At 50.6% G+C, this 19,901-nt stretch carries 17 protein-coding genes and 2 pseudogenes; 14 read left to right on the top strand and 5 right to left on the bottom strand.

Annotation, left to right across the window (positions count from 1 at the left end; all coding sequences use genetic code 11):
- Positions 1 to 151 precede the first annotated feature (151 nt).
- The 3 genes from QMZ65_RS24070 (at position 152) to QMZ65_RS24060 (ending at position 2,220) form a co-directional block, all read left to right on the top strand.
- Entirely contained in the window at positions 152 to 1,423 is a 1,272-nt protein-coding gene (locus tag QMZ65_RS24070) for a Glu/Leu/Phe/Val family dehydrogenase (protein WP_283216878.1), read from the top strand.
- Positions 1,424 to 1,543: 120 nt separating this feature from the next.
- Positions 1,544 to 1,885 carry a type II toxin-antitoxin system RelE/ParE family toxin gene (locus tag QMZ65_RS24065; protein ID WP_097119030.1) on the top strand — a complete coding sequence of 114 codons (342 nt, stop codon included), beginning with the start codon at positions 1,544 to 1,546 and terminating at the stop codon, positions 1,883 to 1,885.
- Entirely contained in the window at positions 1,882 to 2,220 is a 339-nt protein-coding gene (locus QMZ65_RS24060) for a helix-turn-helix domain-containing protein (protein ID WP_034829921.1), read from the top strand. The genes QMZ65_RS24065 and QMZ65_RS24060 overlap by 4 nt, the downstream gene beginning before the upstream one ends.
- 65 nt (positions 2,221 to 2,285) lie before the next feature.
- On the opposite strand, the pseudogene QMZ65_RS24055 reads toward QMZ65_RS24060, so the two are convergent.
- The 3 genes and pseudogenes from QMZ65_RS24055 to QMZ65_RS24045 form a co-directional block, all read right to left on the bottom strand.
- Positions 2,286 to 2,417: pseudogene (locus QMZ65_RS24055) on the bottom strand (porin); the annotation flags it as partial.
- 124 nt (positions 2,418 to 2,541) lie between these two features.
- Positions 2,542 to 2,961 (bottom strand): annotated as a pseudogene (locus tag QMZ65_RS24050) (SRPBCC domain-containing protein).
- Between the two features lie 60 nt (positions 2,962 to 3,021).
- Positions 3,022 to 3,687: a TetR/AcrR family transcriptional regulator gene (locus QMZ65_RS24045; protein WP_097119032.1), complete on the bottom strand. Its 666-nt coding sequence runs from the start codon at positions 3,685 to 3,687 to the stop codon at positions 3,022 to 3,024.
- Between the two features lie 79 nt (positions 3,688 to 3,766).
- Between QMZ65_RS24045 and QMZ65_RS24040 the strand changes: the two genes are divergently transcribed.
- Together QMZ65_RS24040 and QMZ65_RS24035 are read left to right on the top strand one after the other, a co-directional pair.
- Entirely contained in the window at positions 3,767 to 5,284 is a 1,518-nt protein-coding gene (locus QMZ65_RS24040; RefSeq protein ID WP_283216877.1) for an MDR family MFS transporter, read from the top strand.
- 263 nt (positions 5,285 to 5,547) lie between these two features.
- Complete coding sequence (locus tag QMZ65_RS24035) at positions 5,548 to 6,099, top strand: C40 family peptidase (RefSeq protein ID WP_283216876.1); 552 nt, start codon at positions 5,548 to 5,550, stop codon at positions 6,097 to 6,099.
- 40 nt (positions 6,100 to 6,139) lie between these two features.
- Here the strand turns inward: QMZ65_RS24035 and fhuE are convergent, their stop codons facing one another.
- Positions 6,140 to 8,317: a ferric-rhodotorulic acid/ferric-coprogen receptor FhuE gene (fhuE, locus tag QMZ65_RS24030; RefSeq protein WP_283216875.1), complete on the bottom strand. Its 2,178-nt coding sequence runs from the start codon at positions 8,315 to 8,317 to the stop codon at positions 6,140 to 6,142.
- 446 nt (positions 8,318 to 8,763) lie between these two features.
- On the opposite strand from fhuE, the gene QMZ65_RS24025 reads away from it, so the two are divergent.
- Positions 8,764 to 9,855 carry a YncE family protein gene (locus QMZ65_RS24025; RefSeq protein ID WP_283216874.1) on the top strand — a complete coding sequence of 364 codons (1,092 nt, stop codon included), beginning with the start codon at positions 8,764 to 8,766 and terminating at the stop codon, positions 9,853 to 9,855.
- A gap of 60 nt (positions 9,856 to 9,915) precedes the next feature.
- Here the strand turns inward: QMZ65_RS24025 and QMZ65_RS24020 are convergent, their stop codons facing one another.
- Positions 9,916 to 10,785 carry an AraC family transcriptional regulator gene (locus QMZ65_RS24020; protein WP_097119035.1) on the bottom strand — a complete coding sequence of 290 codons (870 nt, stop codon included), beginning with the start codon at positions 10,783 to 10,785 and terminating at the stop codon, positions 9,916 to 9,918.
- Positions 10,786 to 11,539: 754 nt separating this feature from the next.
- Between QMZ65_RS24020 and QMZ65_RS24015 the strand changes: the two genes are divergently transcribed.
- From QMZ65_RS24015 to QMZ65_RS23980, 8 genes are all read left to right on the top strand, one after another.
- Complete coding sequence (locus tag QMZ65_RS24015) at positions 11,540 to 12,949, top strand: sugar porter family MFS transporter (protein ID WP_045816579.1); 1,410 nt, start codon at positions 11,540 to 11,542, stop codon at positions 12,947 to 12,949.
- 15 nt (positions 12,950 to 12,964) lie between these two features.
- Positions 12,965 to 13,975, top strand: coding sequence for a Gfo/Idh/MocA family protein (locus QMZ65_RS24010; protein ID WP_283216873.1), 1,011 nt, complete (start codon positions 12,965 to 12,967; stop codon positions 13,973 to 13,975).
- Positions 13,976 to 14,009: 34 nt separating this feature from the next.
- Positions 14,010 to 14,438, top strand: a complete 429-nt coding sequence (locus QMZ65_RS24005; RefSeq protein WP_283216872.1) for a PTS mannitol transporter subunit IIA — start codon at positions 14,010 to 14,012, stop codon at positions 14,436 to 14,438.
- Positions 14,439 to 14,465: 27 nt separating this feature from the next.
- The gene (locus QMZ65_RS24000) at positions 14,466 to 15,407 is read left to right on the top strand and encodes a sugar phosphate isomerase/epimerase family protein (protein WP_034829909.1); all 942 of its coding nucleotides are present in this window, start codon (positions 14,466 to 14,468) and stop codon (positions 15,405 to 15,407) included.
- A gap of 364 nt (positions 15,408 to 15,771) precedes the next feature.
- Positions 15,772 to 16,311 carry a sugar dehydrogenase complex small subunit gene (locus QMZ65_RS23995; protein ID WP_283216871.1) on the top strand — a complete coding sequence of 180 codons (540 nt, stop codon included), beginning with the start codon at positions 15,772 to 15,774 and terminating at the stop codon, positions 16,309 to 16,311.
- A gap of 20 nt (positions 16,312 to 16,331) precedes the next feature.
- Positions 16,332 to 17,960: a GMC family oxidoreductase gene (locus QMZ65_RS23990; RefSeq protein WP_283216870.1), complete on the top strand. Its 1,629-nt coding sequence runs from the start codon at positions 16,332 to 16,334 to the stop codon at positions 17,958 to 17,960.
- 2 nt (positions 17,961 to 17,962) lie between these two features.
- Positions 17,963 to 19,342 carry a cytochrome c gene (locus tag QMZ65_RS23985; RefSeq protein ID WP_283216869.1) on the top strand — a complete coding sequence of 460 codons (1,380 nt, stop codon included), beginning with the start codon at positions 17,963 to 17,965 and terminating at the stop codon, positions 19,340 to 19,342.
- 56 nt (positions 19,343 to 19,398) lie between these two features.
- A complete protein-coding gene (locus tag QMZ65_RS23980; protein ID WP_058960991.1) occupies positions 19,399 to 19,899 on the top strand; it encodes a sugar dehydrogenase complex small subunit in 501 nt (166 codons plus the stop codon).
- Positions 19,900 to 19,901: the final 2 nt, after the last annotated feature.

Below are 19,901 nucleotides of genomic sequence, written 5' to 3'. Positions count from 1 at the left end.
AAAATCATGTCCGACGAACATTTCCAGCAGGGTGGCACCAACATCCACTATCTGGAGAAAAAACTCGGCCTGCACGACTAAACCAATCCTCTCGCCGCCATTCTGCCGTTGGCGGCATTTTCTATCCTGACAGTAAAATCTGGAGGTCAGTTTGTCTGAACTTTCCTATGTGACAGGCGACTGTCACTCAGCCTGGTCAACGTATTTGACGCAGGTTGAACGCGTGTTGCCACTGCTGGGCGATCTTAGCCGCTGGGCCGATACGTTGACGCATCCGAAGCGGGCATTAATCGTTGATATCCCTCTGGAAATGGATGATGGCTCAGTGCGTCATTTTGAGGGTTATCGCGTGCAGCACAATTTGTCGCGTGGGCCGGATAAGGGTGGGGTGCGTTTCCATCCTGATGTGACGTTGCAGGAAGTGATGGCGCTCTCTGCATGGATGACGGTGAAGTGCGCCGCACTAAATTTGCCGTTTGGCGGAGCAAAAGGCGGCGTGCGTGTCGATCCGGCTACCTTATCCCAGAAAGAGCTGGAGCGTTTAACCCGGCGCTATACCAGCGAGATCGGCAATATGATTGGTCCCCAACAGGATATTCCCGCCCCTGATGTTGGAACCAACGCGCAGGTAATGGCGTGGATGATGGATACCTGGTCGATGAACGTTGGCGCCACTACCACCGGCGTAGTGACCGGCAAACCGGTGCATCTGGGCGGGTCACTGGGGCGCGTCAAAGCCACCGGGCGCGGGGTTTTCGTCACCGGTTGCAGCGCTGCGACTAAGCTGGGCATTGATGTGCCAGATAGCCGCGTGGCGGTGCAGGGTTTTGGTAACGTTGGCAGCGTCAGCGCCGAACTGTTCCATGCGATTGGGGCAAAAGTGGTGGCGGTGCAGGATCACAAAGCCACATTGTATTTGTCCAGCGGAGTGGATATCCCGGCGTTACAGACGTGGCAGCAGGCTCACGGTAGTATCGCGGGCTTCCCGGGTGCTGACACCATAGCGGATGAACATTTTTGGACGCAGCCTTACGACATTCTGGTTCCTGCTGCGCTGGAAGGGCAGATTACTGCTGAACGTGCCAACCAACTGAAGTGCAGCCTGATTATTGAGGGGGCAAATGGCCCAACGCTACCGGAAGCGGATGATATCTTGCAGCAACGCGGCATTGCTGTGGTGCCAGATGTGATTGCGAATGCGGGCGGCGTGACGGTGAGTTACTTCGAATGGGTGCAGGATTTCTCCAGCTTCTTCTGGAGCGAAGAGGAGATCAATCAACGGCTGGACAGCATTATGCAGCACGCGATTGAAACAGTGTGGCATAAAGCGGATGCGCTGAACGTGACGCTGCGTACGGCAGCTTACGCCGTTGCCTGCGAGCGAATTCTGCTGGCAAGGATGGATCGCGGGTTGTATCCGTAAACACATTAGTTTGAGAGAAGCCTCGCAAATGCGGGGTTTTTTATTGTGTGAAGTTTGTTCCGTACACTTAGGTATGTATAATATTTTATACACAAATGGAGTGGTGTGGAGCGCACAGAAATGGATGAAAAGGATTTAGACTGGCGTGGTACAACGCTGGAGGACATCAAAATGTTCCCCAATGAGGTGAAAAAGGACGTTGGATTTGAACTTCACAAAATTCAAAATGGGCATAATCCCACTCACTACAAGGCTGTGAATCGCTGGGGAGCAGGTGTTATTGAGGTCAAAATAAAAGGCAATGATGGCGAATATCGCGTCGTTTATGTGGCAAAATTTGTTGAAGCCATTTATGTCATACACGCCTTCCAAAAGAAAACACAACAAACCAGCCCCAAAGATGTGAATATAATCATCGAGCGTTATAAAGCAGTTATCGAAGAACGGAGAAAACTAACATGACCGATAAAATCGATACCCAGTCGCGGCATATCACCAAAGCGGGCAGCAATATTTTTGCTGATCTCGGATTCGAACCGGCTGAAGCGGACTCCCTTCTGACACAATCTCGTGAAGAAATTAACCGAGCCGACGAATTAAAGAAGCAGCTAATGACTGAAATTTCTGAATGGATGACGGCAAGTGGCCATAAGCAGATTGAAGCGGCAAAGATCCTGCACGTTTCCAGACCCCGAGTTTCAGATGTGGTTAATCTAAAAACAGAAAAATTTACCATTGATTCGTTAGTGGGTATGGTTGCGGCGATGGGCAAAAAGGTCCAGTTAGTGATCGAGTAATTCACCCGCTGCAAACTTGACTGCGAGTAGTCGAAAAAGGCCAGCATTGCTGGCCTTTCTATATATTAGAACTGATACACCAGACCCAATGCTACCTGGTCATCATTCGGCAGACCGAGTTTGTTGTTATCGTCGAGCAGGTTGATCTTGTAGGCCACAAAGGTCTACATGTTTTTATTGAAGTAGTAGGTTAATCCTGGCTCAAGGAATTTAAGTAAAGCTTCATTGCCCATGAGCCTTTAAGTAGGCTCATTATCAAGAATACCGCAGGTGCCCTTAAAGCATCTGGGCATAAGCTTCAAGCTGGTCGGCAACCATGCCCTAGCCGCTATGAAAGCCCATTTTTTCATGTTCGGCGCGTGCTTCAGCGTTGCGATGCCTGGCAATGGCAACGTAACGAGTCGCGTGCGGATTGAGCGGTTCCAGTAGCAATATTGCGGTCATGAAAGGATGCTCAGCAGGTTTCCATCCTTCTGTATAGGTATCGGTAAAGACGAGTTTACGACCCGGTATCAGCTCCAGAAACACCCCTTCGTTGCGCATTTCATTCCCCTCCACCTCAAAAATCGTGTTGAACCGACCACCAGGATGCAGATCGATATCTCAACTGACTAACTTATGAGGCTTAGGCACAAAAAAGTGTTGGAGATGTTCTGGTCTGGTCCAGCAGCGCCAAATCACATCGGCGGGTACTTGCAGGGTACGCTCAAGCTGTATATTGGTATCGGCATCTAAAATCATCATGTTTTTCCTGCCCGCTGAATGTCATTTCAACAGTGTAGATGCGAGGCAGAAAACGGGTTAGCTTAGCGGGCGGATACCCTGGCAGAACAGGCTAAGTGTGTGCTGTACAATCAGCTCCGTATCAAACTCCGGCTCATTGGCGAAGCGTGTGAACGGCACGAGAATCAGGCTCAGGATGGAGGTCATCAACAAATCGGGATTTAGCGCCGCATTTAATAATCCCTGCTGTTGCCAGCGCACAATCAAAGCCCTGACTTTGTCGCGTCCCGCATGACCATATCGTTCTTTAATGTGCTGACCTAAGCCGTGAGAACCGCTGGTGACTTCTTGCATCCACAGTGGGGCAAACCAGTCATTGTTCAGTACTATGTCAGCGATTTCACGAATAAATCCACTAAAAGTAGTGACAGGGTCACTTTCGTCATTGTTGAAGTGAGCTTCAAGACGCTGGCGTAGCGGTAAAAAGCGCTCCTCAACCACCACATCTAACAACGATTCGCGCGACTGAAAATAGTAGTTGAGCATCGCCGGACTCACGCCAGCTTTACGTGCAATCGCATTCAGCGAGGTTTCAGCGATGCCGCTTTCGGCATAAATCGCAAGCGTAATGTCCAACAGGTGCTCGCGCTGTTGTGCAGTGATGGCTCCGCCCCGAGGACGTCCAGGACGGCGGGGTTTGGCAGGAGTTGTCTTATCATCAGCTGGGACTTTTCGTGCGGTCATCTTTACGCGCTCACTTGTTTCATGTCAGACTTCGATAAATATTAATTGTGTATTTAATTAATTTCAATTGGTGTCTGATATGAAACCTAAAACACTTGTGCCGCACTCAGGCAGTGGAGAAGAGCGTCTTCCTTCCGTCCGCTTGCTGATGGGCGCATTGATGCTGGTCATGCTGCTTTCCGCCCTTGACCAGACCATCGTCTCGACAGCACTGCCAACCATTGTGGGTGAATTGGGCGGGCTTGATCGGCTGTCGTGGATCGTCACGGCCTACATGTTGGCCTCGACAATTGTTGTCCCGCTTTACGGCAAGTTCGGCGATCTGTTTGGCCGTAAAACGGTGCTACAAATCTCGGTCATCTTGTTTCTCATCGGCTCGGCACTGTGTGGCCTGGCGCAAAATATGGAGCAATTGATCTTTACCCGCGCACTGCAAGGTCTCGGCGGTGGCGGACTGATGGTGGTCAGTATGGCGGCCGTCGCGGATATTATTCCACCAGCAGAACGCGGTAAATACCAGGGACTCTTTGGCGGCGTTTTCGGTCTGGCGACCGTGGTGGGGCCATTACTGGGGGGCTTCATCGTCCAGCACGCCTCGTGGCGCTGGATTTTCTATATCAATTTACCGTTAGGGTTGTTTGCGCTGCTGATTATTAATGCGGTGTTTAAAGCCGATAACAAACGTAAACCGCATGAGATTGATTACCCCGGTGCTGTTTGCCTGAGTCTTGCGCTAGTGGGTATCACCCTGTTTACCAGTGAAGGCGGTACGTTGCGGGCATGGAGCGATCCGCAGTTGTGGTGCATCCTGGCGTTTGGTCTGGTCGGGGTGATTGGCTTTATCTACGAAGAACGTCGTGCATGGGAACCGATTATTCCGCTTGGGCTGTTCCGTAATCGCAGTTTTTCGCTCTCCAGTTTGATGGCTTTTATTGTCGGGATGTCGCTGTTCGGCAGCGTCACTTTCCTTCCGCTCTATTTGCAGGTGGTGAAAGGCTCAACCCCGACCGAAGCTGGGTTGCAGTTGCTGCCGCTGATGGGTGGGCTGCTGGTGACATCGATTATCAGCGGACGCATTATCAGTCGTACTGGTCGGTATCGTCTTTTTCCGATTGGCGGAACCTTGCTGGCGACGGTTGGGATGGCACTCATGACGACGCTGACGCTGCAATCCTCGCTGTGGCAGATTTATCTCTACGCCTGCGTGCTCGGAATGGGCATGGGGATGGTGATGCAGGTGTTAGTCCTGGCCGTTCAGAACAGTGTGACACCCGACCGTATTGGCGTCGCCACATCCTCTGTCACGTTGTTCCGTTCGGTGGGCGGTTCAATCGGGGTGGCGCTGTTTGGCGCGATGTTTAGTCACGTGTTGAAATCAGGTTTGACTGAATTGGTGGAAAAGGGCGATGTATTGCCCGCCACGCTGGACCCGAATGTAGTGCACCATTTGCCGTATGATGTGCAACAAGCGTATTTGCAGGTATTTAGCGCAGCGGTACATGCGGCATTCCAGATGGCGGCGGTGGTGATGGCGCTGGCCTTTATTCTGTCATTATTCCTGCCAGAGTCGCCGTTACGCAGTCAATCCAAACAATAAAATGATGCCCGCTTGCCACCATCGGCAGACAGATGCTGATGGTGGGATGAAATAGCAGCAGAGTTGGGCGAATTAATAACCTCCAAAGCGAAAATTGGCGAAAGAATAGTTAATTTTTATCCCAAATACATGATGTTACCTTTGCGTAAACTTAAGTAAAAAAGAAGAGGATTAAAAGAATTCAGCGGCGAGCTATTTATTTTTGCAACTTTTTTGCGGTATAAATCTCTAACCACTGTCTCCCTCAGCGAAAACGTCATCCCATGATCAACTCTGCGGCCAGAAAATTTATCGCCTGTCTGTTTGTTATTATCCTGGCAGGTTGCTCTTCCAAAACTTCTCATGCACCTGCGGAAGAGAGTGTCGATGCTTCAACCGATGGTGGTAAGCAACCCGATTTGATTCCCGTGATCGCGGCATTACACGACCAGATGCACTCATGGGAAGGTACCAAATATCAGTGGGGCGGCACGCAATTAAACGGTGTGGATTGCTCCGGTTTTGTCTGGCGAACCTTAAAAGATCGTTTCAATATTCCAATGGATCGTGTCACAACGCGCGAATTAATTGCCATGGGGCAGCCGGTTGATAAGGCGCACCTGCAACCCGGTGATTTAGTGTTCTTTCGTATCAAACACGAGTTACATGTTGGCTTTTATGACACCGACCATCAATTCCTCCACGCTTCGGTTAGCCAGGGCGTGATGCGCTCCTCACTGAATAATCCGTATTGGAAATCGGTATATCTGGAGGCGCGGCGTCTGCCACGTGAACAGAATTCGCAGATCAGCTTTAATTATAAAAATAAAGTGTGATGCAGAAAGTATCCCCGGCCTGGCGCCGGGGATTTTTTTATCAGAATTGATATGACACGCTAACCGAGAAGTTGCGCGGCTCACCGTAAACATAGTTGTTCATATAGGTGTAGTACTCACGGTCGAATAAGTTATCGACGTTAGCTTGCACCGCAACCTGTTTGGTGACCTGATAACGGGCAAACAGGTTTGCCAGTGGATAGCTTCCCTGATACACGCGCTGGGTGCTGCCGTCTGGCGCGCTCACATCTTCAAATACGCGGTTCTGCCAGTTAATACCGCCACCGATGGTCAGGTCAGGCAACATCGGTACGTTGTATCGGGTAAACAGCTTGAACTGGGTTTGCGGTTGATCAGGGTTATAACGACCATCCGAATCACGCGCTACATAGCGCGTTGCGCCGAAGGTTAATTGCAGGTTATCGGTAAGCGCACCGTTTAGTTCAAACTCGGCGCCTTTGCTGCGTGCGCCCTTAGTGGCGGTGTAGGCCTGTTCGCTGCTGTTATTAACGTAGACGCCATCCTCTGCTGTCCCGACATTTTCTTGCTGAATGCGGAATACCGCAAAGGTTGCGGTCAAACGACCGTCATACCAGGCCGATTTTAACCCCGTTTCGTAGCTTTTTCCGGTAACCGGAGAAAGGTAGTGGCCTGAGCTATTGCGATAGGTTTGAGGCTGGAAAATCGACGTATAGCTGGCGTACGCAGACCAGGTATCGTTGATGTCATACACCAGACCGGCATACGGCGTGGTGTTGTGCTGGGTCATATCGCCGCTGCTGCCGTTGGTGCTCCATTCGGTGTAGCGAGCACCAATAATCAGTGATAGCGGATCGGCCAATGAAATACGTGCGGCGGTGTAAGCAGACTTCTGGCGAATGACGTCATTGGCATTCAGATACCAACCTTGCCACTGCGGCTCAGCAAGATTGCCGTTCCAGTTGTTGTTAAATGGCCCCATATCAGCGGCGGTAATATCATATTCATCCAGATCAGTGACGCCATCCTGGCTGTAAGTCTGGTTGTGCTGGCGGCTGTAACTCAAGCCAGCCATCAACTGGTGCTGACGGCCAAATAACTCAAACGGGCCGCTGGCGTAACCATCAACGGAGGTCAGTTCACGTTTACCACGGTCCAGGCTGCCGTAGCCGGTTACGCCTTCGCCGGTACTCTCGTCAGGGAATGCGCTATACAGGTTAAGCAACTTATCGCTAAAGGTATTTTTGGCATGGGTACCATTCACATGGAAGCTCCAGCCGTTATCGAAGTTATGCACCAGATCGGCGTAAACCTTCTGTATTTCAGTGTGATAGTAAGTCCAATCGGCGGCGGAGTTCAGGCTGCGGTTGTAGTGCGTAAGAGAACCGTTGCTATAGAAATCCGGTAAGCCACCCCAGGTAGGATCGCGCGTATCGGCCTTTTCGTAGTCATAACCTAATGAAAGGGTAGTATTAGCGGTGATATCCGCATCGACCACGCCATAAAGGAACTTCTTGTTTTTATGATAGCGATCTAACCAACTGTCCTGATCCTGATAACCCGTCACCACGCGCCCACGCAATGAGCCGTCACTGTTCAATGGCCCAGCGATGTCAGCGACGTAACGCTGTTTATCCCAACTGCCATAGCTAGCGTCCACCGAACCCGTAAACTCTTTGCTGTCGGCGTGCTTGCGCACCATATTCACCGAAGCAGAGGGACTGCCAGCACCAGTCATCAAACCGGTGGCACCGCGCACCACTTCAATACGATCGTAAATGGCCGTGTCCGAGGCTGCATCACCATAGTTCCAGCTATCACCGACCGAGGTGGGGATGCCGTCAAAGGTGAAGTTGGTGATCTTGAAACCGCGCGAATAGTATTCTGAACGTTCAGAATCCACCAAATTGCTGGTGATACCAGTGGTGTTGTTCAGCACGTCGGTGACGGTTTGCAACTGCTGATCCTGCATACGCTGCTGCGTCACCACACTCACTGATTGCGGGACATCGCGCGGAGTGAGTAGCAGTTTAGTGCCGGCGCGCGTGGTTTTCACCGCATAATCCTGTTTCTCAGTATCACCACTGCTGTCACTGCTGGTGGCATTGACCACCAGATCCTGCTGAGTCGTATCGGCAGCCTGCGCCAAAGTGGGGTTGAGAAGGGCGTGTACTGCCATCGCCAACAATGAAACGCTAAACGTTTTGCGGATGCCTGATTCCCTGCCGTTCGAAGACATAATAGTTTCCGTGATAAATGATTGTTATATGAAGCCATTACGCTTCAGTTGTTATGCTGGTGCTCATCTACCCCCACCAAAAGGGCAGAGTAAACGAAGGTTCGATCTGATTACGAACGCCAATGATAATCATTTGCTTTATAGAATCTCGCAAGGATTCAATTTGAAGTGTAATAATGTGTAAACACGAAGTAATTCAGTCATCTGGAGGGATTTATAACCCGTTAGTTGCTGGTGTTTTCACTTTTATTTGGCAAGATTTGGCACTTTTTTAATATCAGGTAGCGTCAAATCAGGCGGCGAATTGAGTTAGCCGGGTGGAATTAGCACATAAATCTACGTGAATATTTGCTTACGCTAAGTTAATGCGTATGATTCTCATTCTTCTTATATTTTCCGCCCACCTTAATGTGGTCGGAGCCGTTGATCCATTGATGGAGTTCAGCATGAAATCGTTGTTTAGCCCGCGTAAAGCCACTGTCGCCATGGCGATCGCCGCAGCCTTTAGCTTGACAGCTTGCCAGGCACCAGCCAAAAAAGCCGAAGCGCCAGCCGCTGAAACCGTAAAACCGGTTGATACCGCAGTGATGAAACGCGACCTGGGCGATGGTCTGTATGAAATGGCCTACTCCCCGGCGTCCAAAGCCCTGTTTGTCGCCAGCGCGCAGGCATTCAAAGATGTCAACGGCGGTATGATCTATCGTCTCGATCCTGCGACGCTTGAGACCAAGGGTGAGACACACACCGATCTGAAAAACTTTGGTACGGCGATCGATGAGCAGGGCAGCGTGTTCTACACCACCAACTCACTGGATGGCGCTATTTCCAAAGTGGACGCGCAAAGCGGTAAAGTGCTGCAGCGTTTAGTGTTCCCGGGCAAAATCAGCAAAGAAGGCTACCCAGCGGGTGCGCGTGAAGTGCTGTGGCATGGCAATGAGTTGTATGTCGGTCGAGTGGCCGATCCAGGTTACATCTCCGTGGTGGATACCAAGACCTTCAAGCTGAAGACCGAGATCAAAAACGCCGGCAAATGGGTAACGGGCATTATTTATTCACCGGTGACTGAGCGCATTTATGCGGCCAACGGTTCTGGGGAAATCCTGGTGATCAATCCACGCACTCACAAAATCGAGAAGCGCTGGACTGCAGGTGACGGTAAAGAGTATCTGTTCCTGAACATGGCAGAAGATCCATCCACTGGCCGCCTGTTTGTGACTGACGATTCTAAAGGCAAAGCCACATTGGTCTTTGACGAGCGCACCGGTAAAGTGATCAAGCGTATCGAGGGTGATTCTCTGGGTATTAAATTCGATGCGAAGCGCAATGAGATCTTCATCAGCCAGCGCGAATCGAAGAAAGTACTGCAGTTGGATGCCACCACTTACGCAGTGAAGAACAGTTGGTCATTCGAACAGAATCCCAACAGCCTGCTGATTGGACCGGATAACAATACCCTGTATGTGACCTTGAAGGCCGAATTCAATAAAGACTCTTCAACTAAAGGCACCGATGGTATTGCGCGTATTACACTGAAATAAGATTGCGCTATGAAAAGATGCCCTCGAAAGAGGGCATTTTGCTTTTGGAAGAACGAAAAATTAACGATTGAGTTGCCCGGTCAGCCAGAATTTTTTATAGCGTGCAGGTGGAATGCCGACAAGATTATGAAAGATGCGATGGAAGTTATTGACGTTATCGTAACCCACGGCGTTAGCCACCTCAGTGACACCCAGATTGGTGCTCAATAGCAAATTTTGCGCCTCGCCAATTCGGCGACGCGTCTGATATTGTTTGGGTGAATACCCTGAATAATCTTTGAATACGTGCGCCAGATAAAATTGATTCATATTCAATGCAGCGGTGATCGAACTCAGTGCGATATCTTCTTTATAGTGATTATCAATGTAATCTTTGATGCGTTGTCCCAGTAGGGTGTTATTGCTCTCCTGCTCTTGTTTGTTTTCAATCCAGATATTGCGGCACAGTAATAGCAGCACGCTCAGTAAGTTATCGCCGATTTCGGCACTAAAGAGCCGTTTGCTGTTAACGTGTGCCCACATCTGATCAAACAACTGGCAAATTTCATCATAAAACTCACCGCTGGGCATCACGGCAGGTTGGGCGCGCGTGGTGAGAACATTGAGAGGCAAGCCATCAACCTTAAGTTGCTCAACGCCGCAACTGAAGATCAATAAATCGTCTGACGCATCAGGGCTTTCGTCATGAAGTACATTCGCGTTAAACAACATGATATCGCCTTGCTTGACGTCATAGCCTCGGCCATCGATGTTGTAGATGCCACTGCCTGAGCGTATGAACATCACTTCAAAGCGGTCATCATGCTTGTGCATGACGCGAGGAATGGCCTCTTCTTTACCTTCTGCTTTGCACATAAACGCCAGGCGCGGACGCAAACTGTTGTCGAAGCCACGGGCGGAGGGATGTTCATTGATGCAAAAGGTAATCATGGTAGCTCCTGTTGGTATAGCGCTATTCTTGCATTAGTTTTCAGCCTCGTAATCATCATTTTTGCTTATTACTGATATTTAATCCATTGACAGGTAAGGCGTTGATGATTTTAGGAGAGTGCCAGGTGTTGATTTTTGTTTTTTAAACATTGGCTAAAATATAAATTTGATCGTCGTCACACTTTTGTTTTGATCAAAATACACCCGCGCATTAAATACCAGGAAAGCATGATGTTGTGTTGAGCGGCATGAACTTGCAATCAATAGGGATAAGTTGAGGGCTAAAATGAAAATATCATCAATATTGCTGTATTCGAACAGGTGGAAATACAAAATTGTCGAAACCACAGGCGATAAGTGCCATTGAATGCGTGCCATAGTCGCGAAGAAATATTTTAACAAACATGTGAAAAAATGGCTTTTTTTATTTGTCTTCATTCTTGCTATGTCAATGCATAATATTTGCAATGTGACTTTAATCACTGGTTTTTGTGATTTTTGTGAGGAATATATGATCTTTCGCACGCTGTTAAATCGTGTGGGCGAGAGCAACTGGTGTTTGGAATTCACTTTGATATAACGTTGTTGTAACGAAAAGGGGACTGACAGCGTGTTCAGCGTTGCCAGAAAAATAACAATAATGATGTTGTGCATTAAATAAATGTTCTGATTCAGGCTGCGTAAAATTCCTCAGCGACGACTGACCAAAAATACGGCTTGCAACGGTTTTACCTTACAACCAGATGGAACAGCTATGTATAATAAAACGAACCTGCAAAATCCTCAGCGCATGCGGTTAATCACCATTGTTTCGACGATTGGTGGTTTATGCTTTGGTTACGATACCGGTGTTATTTCCGGTGCGCTGATATTCATGAAGTATGACCTGAATCTGACACCTGCGCAGGAAGGTTTTATTACCTCATTCCTGTTATTCGGTGCGGCACTTGGATCGTTATTTGGCGGATATTTATCGGATAAACAGGGGAGGCGTAAAAACCTGCTATGGGTTGCAGCTATCTTTATGTTTGGCGCTTTAGGCACTGCATTCGCCTGGGATGTGCCCTCAATGATTGTGGCCCGATTTATTCTGGGCTTAGCGGTGGGCTGTGCCTCCGTTACAGTACCTATTTATATTTCCGAATTAGCGCGGGCAGATCAGCGTGAACGATTGGTGACGGTCAACGAATTAATGATCGTGACCGGGCAATTCCTGGCGTATTCCGTTAACGCTGCGATTGTAAACCTGTATCCAGAGATGCAGCACAACTGGCGCATTATGCTGGCGATTCCCGCACTGCCGGGTGCGCTTTTGTGGTTCGGGATGTTAATGATGCCTGAATCGCCACGCTTCTTTATTCGCCGTGGCGAAACGGATAAGGCCGTGAAGGTGCTGAAAACATTGCGCCTTCCGGAGGAAGTCGACCGCGAAGTGAAAGAGATTCAGCAGATCGTTAAGGCTGATCAGGTGAAGTTTAATCTGTTCGCTGAGCTAAAAAATCGCTGGGTGATTCAACTGGTTTTGATTGGTTTAATGATTGTGCTGGCCACTCGAGTGACTGGAGTCAACACCATCATGTACTACGCGCCAACCGTCCTGAAAGCAACTGGGCTCGGTGATGCGGCAGCGGTTACCGGCGCGGTGGCAAACGGCATTATCTCCGTATTGGCGACGCTGCTGGGCATGGCGTTGATTGGCAAGCATTCACGCCGAAAAATGTTTTTCACCGGTCAGGCTGGGGTAACCGTTAGCCTGGTGTTGATTGGCCTGGCGTTTAAATTCTTCTTCCACACTGAAACCGTCAACGGAGTGGATACGCTGCATGCCAATTTCGCCAACGCACCTTATGTCATTCTTGGCTTGATGTTGGTATTCCTGGTGTTTATGCAGGGTTGGATTGCGCCAGTATTCTGGCTGATGTTAGCGGAAATCTATCCATTAAGAATGCGTGGTGTCGGCATGGGCTTTGCGGTATTTGGCCTGTGGATCTTCGACTTTATGATCCAATCTATCTTCCCTTATTTGCTTAGCCATTACGGTGGCGGCATGACTTTCGGTTTCTTCGGCGCGACCAACGTCATCATGCTTATTCTGCTAGTGAAATATTTACCAGAAACGCGTGGCCTGACTCTGGAACAGATTGAAAAGAAATTTCGTTTTTAACCTGAGGATGAATAAATGACAGTCAAAATCGGCTTAATTGGTCTGGGCATGATCGGCCGGGACCATCTGAAACGTTTCCACCATGTTATTTCCGGCGCGCAAGTCACTGCTGTTTGCGATATTAACCACACAACAGCCGCTGCCGTGGCGAACGAATTTGGTGCCACCGCGTTTTATGATGCAGAAGAGATGATCAATTCCGAATTGGTCGATGCAGTCTTTATCTGCTCTATTGGTCCGGTACACAAAGCGCAAATTTTGGCGGCCTTTAATGCGGGCAAGCCCGTATTCTGCGAAAAACCGCTGACACCAACGGCTGATGAATCGAAAGAAATTATTGATGCAGAGGTCAAAGCGGGTAAGCGCCTTTTACAATTGGGCTTTATGCGCCGTTTTGACCCGGGTTATCAGGCGCTGAAGCAGTCGATTGAGGGGGGCGCGTTGGGCGACATCATGTTGATTCACTGTGCTCACCGCAACCCGTCAGTGCCAGAGAGCTACACGCTCGAGATGGCGGTTAACGACTCCGCCACTCACGAAATCGACATCATTCGCTATTTGCTGAACGAAAATATCACGTCTGTGCGTGTAGACAAGCCGCGTAAGAAAACCCGCCGCGCATTGCCGCACTTGCAGGATCCGCTGATTGTGATCTTCGAAACCGAATCCGGTGTTCGTATTGACGATGAACTGTTTGTGAACTGCCACTACGGCTACGACATCCGCTGTGAAGTGATTGGTGAAAATGCCATTGCCGCCTTGACGGAGCAACAGTTCATCAGTACCCGCTCACTGAACGGCAATGCACAACACATTGCGCAATCTTGCATGGAACGTTTTGCAACGGCTTACGATTGCGAAGTTCAGCATTTTGTTGACAGCGTGCGTGATGGTCGCGAAATGAGCGGCCCTTCCTCCTGGGATGGCTACGTCGTCGCGCTGGTCTGTGATGCCAGTCTGGCTTCGCTGAAAGATGGCGAGAAACATGACGTGGTGATTCCAGAGCAGCCCGCGCTTTATCGCTAATAACCTAACTTCTCGCGAAAAGTGAGGAATGACGATGTTGAAACTGACGGAAGATGCGCTGCATTTGCAATGTTGGGCAGCGAATAAAAACCAAGCCATTGAGATAGCGGCAAAGGCGTTAGAGCAGTCCGGTTATGTAAAACCTGGCTTTATCAATGGCATGTTAGCGCGTGAAAAAAGCGTTTCTACCTATATTGGGGCGGGTATTGCTTTCCCTCATTGTGCGAAAGAGAACCTCGACCAGGTGATTAAAACCGGGTATCAGGTTTTTCAATTTCCAAATGGTGTGAGTTGGGGCGCTGGAAAGGTGGTGTTTGTCGTCGTTGCTGTTGCGGCAACTGAAAATGAACATATTCCACTGTTAGCTGATATTGCCAATTTGCTCGGCGATGAAGTGAAAACCACGTTATTAGCCAATGCAAAAACCAAACAAGAATTTATCGAACAATTTGAGAAAGCGTGATTTACGCACCAGATGAAGGATTAAACAATGAAGCTTGCATTATGTACTGACGTTCTGGCGGATTTACCTTTCGCGGCGATGCTGGATAAAGTTAAAAGCTACGGTATTGAGGGCGTTGAAATGACGGCAGGTGGATGGTCACCCTGTCCGCACGTGAAAACAGAGGAACTTCTGGCCTCGCCAGAAAAACTGGAGAAGTTCAAGCAAGAGCTGGCTGAACGAGAAATGCGCATCGTGGCGTTAAACTGCTCAGGGAACCCGTTGGCACCGGGTGAATTGGGTGAGACACACACGAAAAGTAGCTATCGCGCGGTTGAGTTGGCAGGCAAGTTGGGCGTGAAAAAGATCGTGATGATGAGTGGCCTGCCAGGTGGGGGGCCAGAAGATCGCGTGCCGAACTGGATTACCTCTACCATCTCATGGCCAGATTATATGCCGGGTGTAATCGATTATCAGTGGAATGAGGTGGCCATTCCGTGGTGGAAGAAATTTGTCCAGCACGCTAAACAGCATGGCGTAGAACAAATCGCGATTGAAGAGTTCCCATGCCAATTGGTGTACAACCCCTCGACATTGCTGCGCCTGCGTCACGAGGTGGATGACATGATCGGCATGAACCTCGATCCTTCGCACCTGATTGCGATGGGTGCGGACCCGATTGCTGCTGCACGTAAGCTGGAAGGGGCAGTGTTCCACGTCCACGGCAAGGACGCGCGTATTGAGCGTGGTTTGGCCGACGTTGACGGCTTGATGGAGTATCAACCGGTGACGAACACGAAAACCCGGACCTGGAACTACGTTGCTGTCGGTTGCGGTCAGGATCTGAAGTGGTGGAAAGAGTTCTTTTCTGTATTGCGCATGACCGGTTACAACGGCGACGTCTCGCTGGAGATGGAAGACCTTACCATGAGCGTGGAGGCTGGTCTGCAGACTTCCATTGATGCGCTGAACGCAACGCTGAGTCAGTAGGTTTGTATCAAATTAAGGCCGCTGTCTCATAGAGATGGCGGTATTTTAAGTTCGCTCTTACACTCCAATCCGGTCTCAATCGCATTTTGTTAGAGATTTACTGCGACTTACATCACTCAGAATGATTACATCACCATTTTTCCTGCCCAATCCCACTCATTTTTGATTCGAAAACATCATTACGTATGGATTTTGTTTAGGATCTATTTATTATATTAAAAACCCGTGCGTTTCTAAGGTATCTGATTAACGTTGCGTTGCGTGATTGTTAATCGGCGGGTGTTTTACGTTATATCAATCAATTAGATATTTTTTCCTCCGTTTTGCGGGGGATTTTGAGCGTGTCACTAACCAGGGATACACCATGAGTACATCGCAAGACCTGCCACTCGGCGAGGTCCAGTTGTCACGTCGGAGAGTGTTACTGTCCGGCGCTGTGATCGTGGCTGGCGGCCTGATCACCACGACGATTCCGCGTTTGGCGTTTGCAGACTCGTCGAAAAATTTCATTCCTTTCATGCAGATATCTCGTTTTCTGGTCAATCACAAACTGGATGATACGGTCGGGCAGCGCATGTTGGCGCTGTTGGAACTCGAACAGCCGGAACTCATGACAAATCTCAATCATCTGCTGGCAATTGCCAAAGCTAATAAGGCGCAGATCGTTGAGGATTTCTTCCCGGCGATTCCGGAAGGTGCTTTGCAGCAACTGGCGCACAAAATCATCTTTGGCTGGTACACCGGCTGCCTCGAACCGAAACGTTCGGCAAAAGCGTTCGCTTATGAAAAGGCGCTGACCTGGAACACCACGATGGACACCATCACGATTCCGTCTTACGGCATCAGTGGGCCAAATAACTGGCAGCGCACCAACACACCGGTTCTTCCCGTACCGAAATTCTGACCAATAAAAGAAGATAAAATATGGCAGCTCCTTCTCAGTCACCCGTGGTGATCGTTGGCACCGGCGTGGTCGGTGTGGTGATCGCTGAGCAACTGCTTGATGCCGGCATTCCGGTATTGATGCTGGAAGCCGGCCCGCGCGTTTCGCGTGCCGAAATCGTTGAAAATTATCGCAATCTACCCCTGGCGGCCAAAGGCAACCCGATTGAGTGCTACCCGTCCCGCGATTGGGCTCCGCATCCGGAACCGGCAGGGGCGGGCAAAGGGTATCTGCAATTAAGCGGCGAAGACTCTTATGCGCAAAGCTATGTGCGATATGCGGGCGGATCGACCTGGCACTGGGCAGGAACATGTTGGCGCTTAACGCCTGCGGATATGCAATTGCATTCTCGCTACGGCGTTGGCCGTGACTGGGCGTTTGATTATGAGACGCTGGAACCTTATTACGCCCGTGCTGAATATAAACTCGGCATTTGTGGACCGGACGATCCGGCACTGCAATGGCCGCCACTGCGTTCGAAACCTTATCCGATGCCCGCGCTGCCGTTTGGACCGGGGGAAGCACGCTTTACCGAAGTGGTGCGCGAGAAGCTGGGGTTGCATAACATCCCTACCGCGCAGGCCCGTAACAGCGGCATGTCCTATGACGATCGCCCGGCATGCTGCGCCAATAACAACTGTGTGCCGGTTTGTCCGGTGGGCGCGAAGTATGATGGTGCGACGGCACTTTCCCGCCTCGAAGCCAAAGGTGCCACCATCCTTGATAACGCGGTGGTGTGGCGTATTGAAACCAATGCCGGCAACAAAATCGAAGCGGTGCACTACTACGATCAGCACAAGCAAACCCATCGCGTCAGCGGCAAGTTGTTCATCATCGCCTGTAACGGACTGGAGACGCCGAAACTGCTGCTGATGTCAGCTGACTCGCGTAATCCAAACGGCATTGCTAACAGCTCCGATCAAGTCGGCCGCAACATGATGGACCATCCACAAATCACCATGACCTTAACGCTGGATGAACCTTATTGGGCGGGCGTAGGACCAGTGGTGAATAGCGGCATTATGGAAACCTCGCAAGGCGATTTCCGTTCTGAGCATGCGGGTGCTTACTTCCGCTTCAACAACTTTGCGCGCAACCGCTTCGTCACTTTTGGCGCACTGGAGAAAGGGCTGGTGGGTAAAGCACTGGATGAAGAAATCCGCCGCATGACCGCCTGCACCGCCGATATCGTGCTGGCGCATGAGATCCTGCCTGATGCCAATAACCGCCTGACGCTGAGCGATAAAAAGGATTGGCTTGGTCTGCCGAAACCGGCCATTCACTACGATGTGGGCGACTATGTTCGCCGTTCGTACCTGAACTACTCCAAACCGATCGCTGACAAGATTGCCGAAGCGATGGGCGCGATCGATAAGAAGTTCTCGAAACAATTCAACCAGAGCAAGCACATCATGGGTGGCACCATCATGGGTAACGACCCGGCTAATTCGGTAGTGGATAATGAGTGTCGCGCTCACGATCACCGCAATCTGTTCCTGCCGGGCGGCGGGGCGATGGCAAGTACCGCCTGCGGTAACAGCACCTTGACGATGGTGGCGCTCGCCTTTAAAGCCGCTGATGCCATCGTTAAACAGGCTCTGGAGGCGTAATCATGTTGAAAATAAAACAGATCGCGCTGGTTCTGGCACTGGCGAGCGGTGCCGCTCATGCCGCTGATGATGCCTTGGTCAAAAAAGGTGAATATTTAGCGGTAGCCTCAGATTGTACTGCCTGTCATACCGCTGAACACGGTAAACCCTTCGCCGGTGGTAAAGCGATTGAATCACCGGTGGGTGAAATCATCGCCACCAACATCACGCCGTCGAAGGTCGCAGGGATTGGCAACTACAGTGAGCAGCAATTTTCTGATGCGCTGCGTAAAGGTGTGCGTGCCGATGGCGCCAATCTTTATCCGGCGATGCCTTACACCGCGTACGCCACCTTAACGGATGAAGATGTGCATGCGCTGTACGCCTACTTCATGTCAGGCGTGCAGCCGGTGGATAACACGACGGAAGAGACCCATCTGCCGTTCCCGTTGAATCTGCGTTTTTCGATGATGTTCTGGAACGCGCTGTTCCTGAAAGCTCCGGGTTACACAGCGGATGCGTCACACTCTGACAGCTGGAATCGCGGACGCTATCTGGTGGATGGCGCATCGCACTGTAGCACTTGCCACACCCCACGCGGTTTTCTGATGCAGGAGAAAGAGGGTGATGCCTTTACTGGTGCGCAGGTCGGCCCGTGGTTCGCGCCCAATATCACCGCCAACGCGGTGAGTGGGATTGGCCAGTGGTCACAGCAGGATCTTATCACTTACCTGAAAACCGGTCGTCTCGCGGGGAAAGCGCAGGCTGCTGGTAGCATGGCGGAGGCGATTACCCACAGCTTCCAGCACTTATCGGATGCCGATTTGGCCGCCATTGCCGAATACATGGGCAGCGTGACGGATAAAGATGCACCTGCGAGCGGCGCTTCGCGCTTCGAACAGGGTAAAGCGGCTCAAAATCTGGTGGCGTTCCGTGGTGATGTATTCAACGCGCCCACCAGCGATGAAGGTGCTCGCCTGTTCTCCGGCAATTGCGCGTCGTGTCACGGCAGCAGCGGCCAGGGAACCAAAGACGCGTTTTATCCGAGCCTATTCCATAATAGTGCTACTGCAGAGCGTAATCCGTCGAACCTGATTGCTACCATTCTTTACGGTGTGCAGCGTCATACCGCCGAAGGTGATGTGTTTATGCCGCCGTTTGGTTCGCAGCCGAACGCACTGAATCAGCTTGATGATCAGCAAGTTGCCACGCTGTCGAACTGGATCTTGCATCACTACGGCAATGTTGACGCAACCGTCTCACCAGATCAGGTGGCGGAAATCCGTCGTGGTGGACCGTCATCACCACTGGTGATGCTGGCGCAGGTCGGGGTAGGCGTCGGTGCGTTGGTGGTAGTTGCACTGCTGATGTGGTGGCTGATGCGCCGCAGACATAAAAAATAGATTCGATTTTATTCTGTCGCCTGTGATGGCAGGCGACGTTTTTACTGGAAGACACTATGAAGCACTACTCACGCCGCCGCGTGTTGAAGATGGTCGGGCTGGTGACGATTGCCAGCGCCGCAGGCCAGCTTTTGCCGTTGCCGCGCCTTAACGCCGCCCAGTCACCGGCCAACGTGGCTGGGCTGGATGATTTTATGCAGGTTTCACAACTGCTGACGCAACAAGAATCCCTGAACGCCACCGTTGGGCGTGCGCTGCTTTTGGCCCTGAGTCAGACGCAGAAAGGTTTTCTCCCTGCGCTGGCACAGTTGAAGGCGTTACTGCAAAACCAGCCAGAACTGCTGCAGCAAGATCACCTGGCGTTTGTCTCGGATGCGGACAGCGAAAAGCTGGCAAAAGCGATACTTGGCGGCTGGTACAACGGTGTGGTCGGCAAAGGCAATCACGCGCTGTATGTCACCTACGTGAACACGCTCGCCAATCTGCTGGTGGATGACAAATTAGTGCCGCCGAGTTTCTCCTACGGCAAATGTGGTAGCTGGGCGCAACAGCCCTGATT

The organism is Pantoea sp. EABMAA-21, from assembly GCF_030053335.1.
GTDB classification, from domain to species: Bacteria; Pseudomonadota; Gammaproteobacteria; order Enterobacterales; family Enterobacteriaceae; genus Pantoea; species Pantoea communis.
This window is presented reverse-complemented; position numbering and strand designations above follow the sequence as displayed.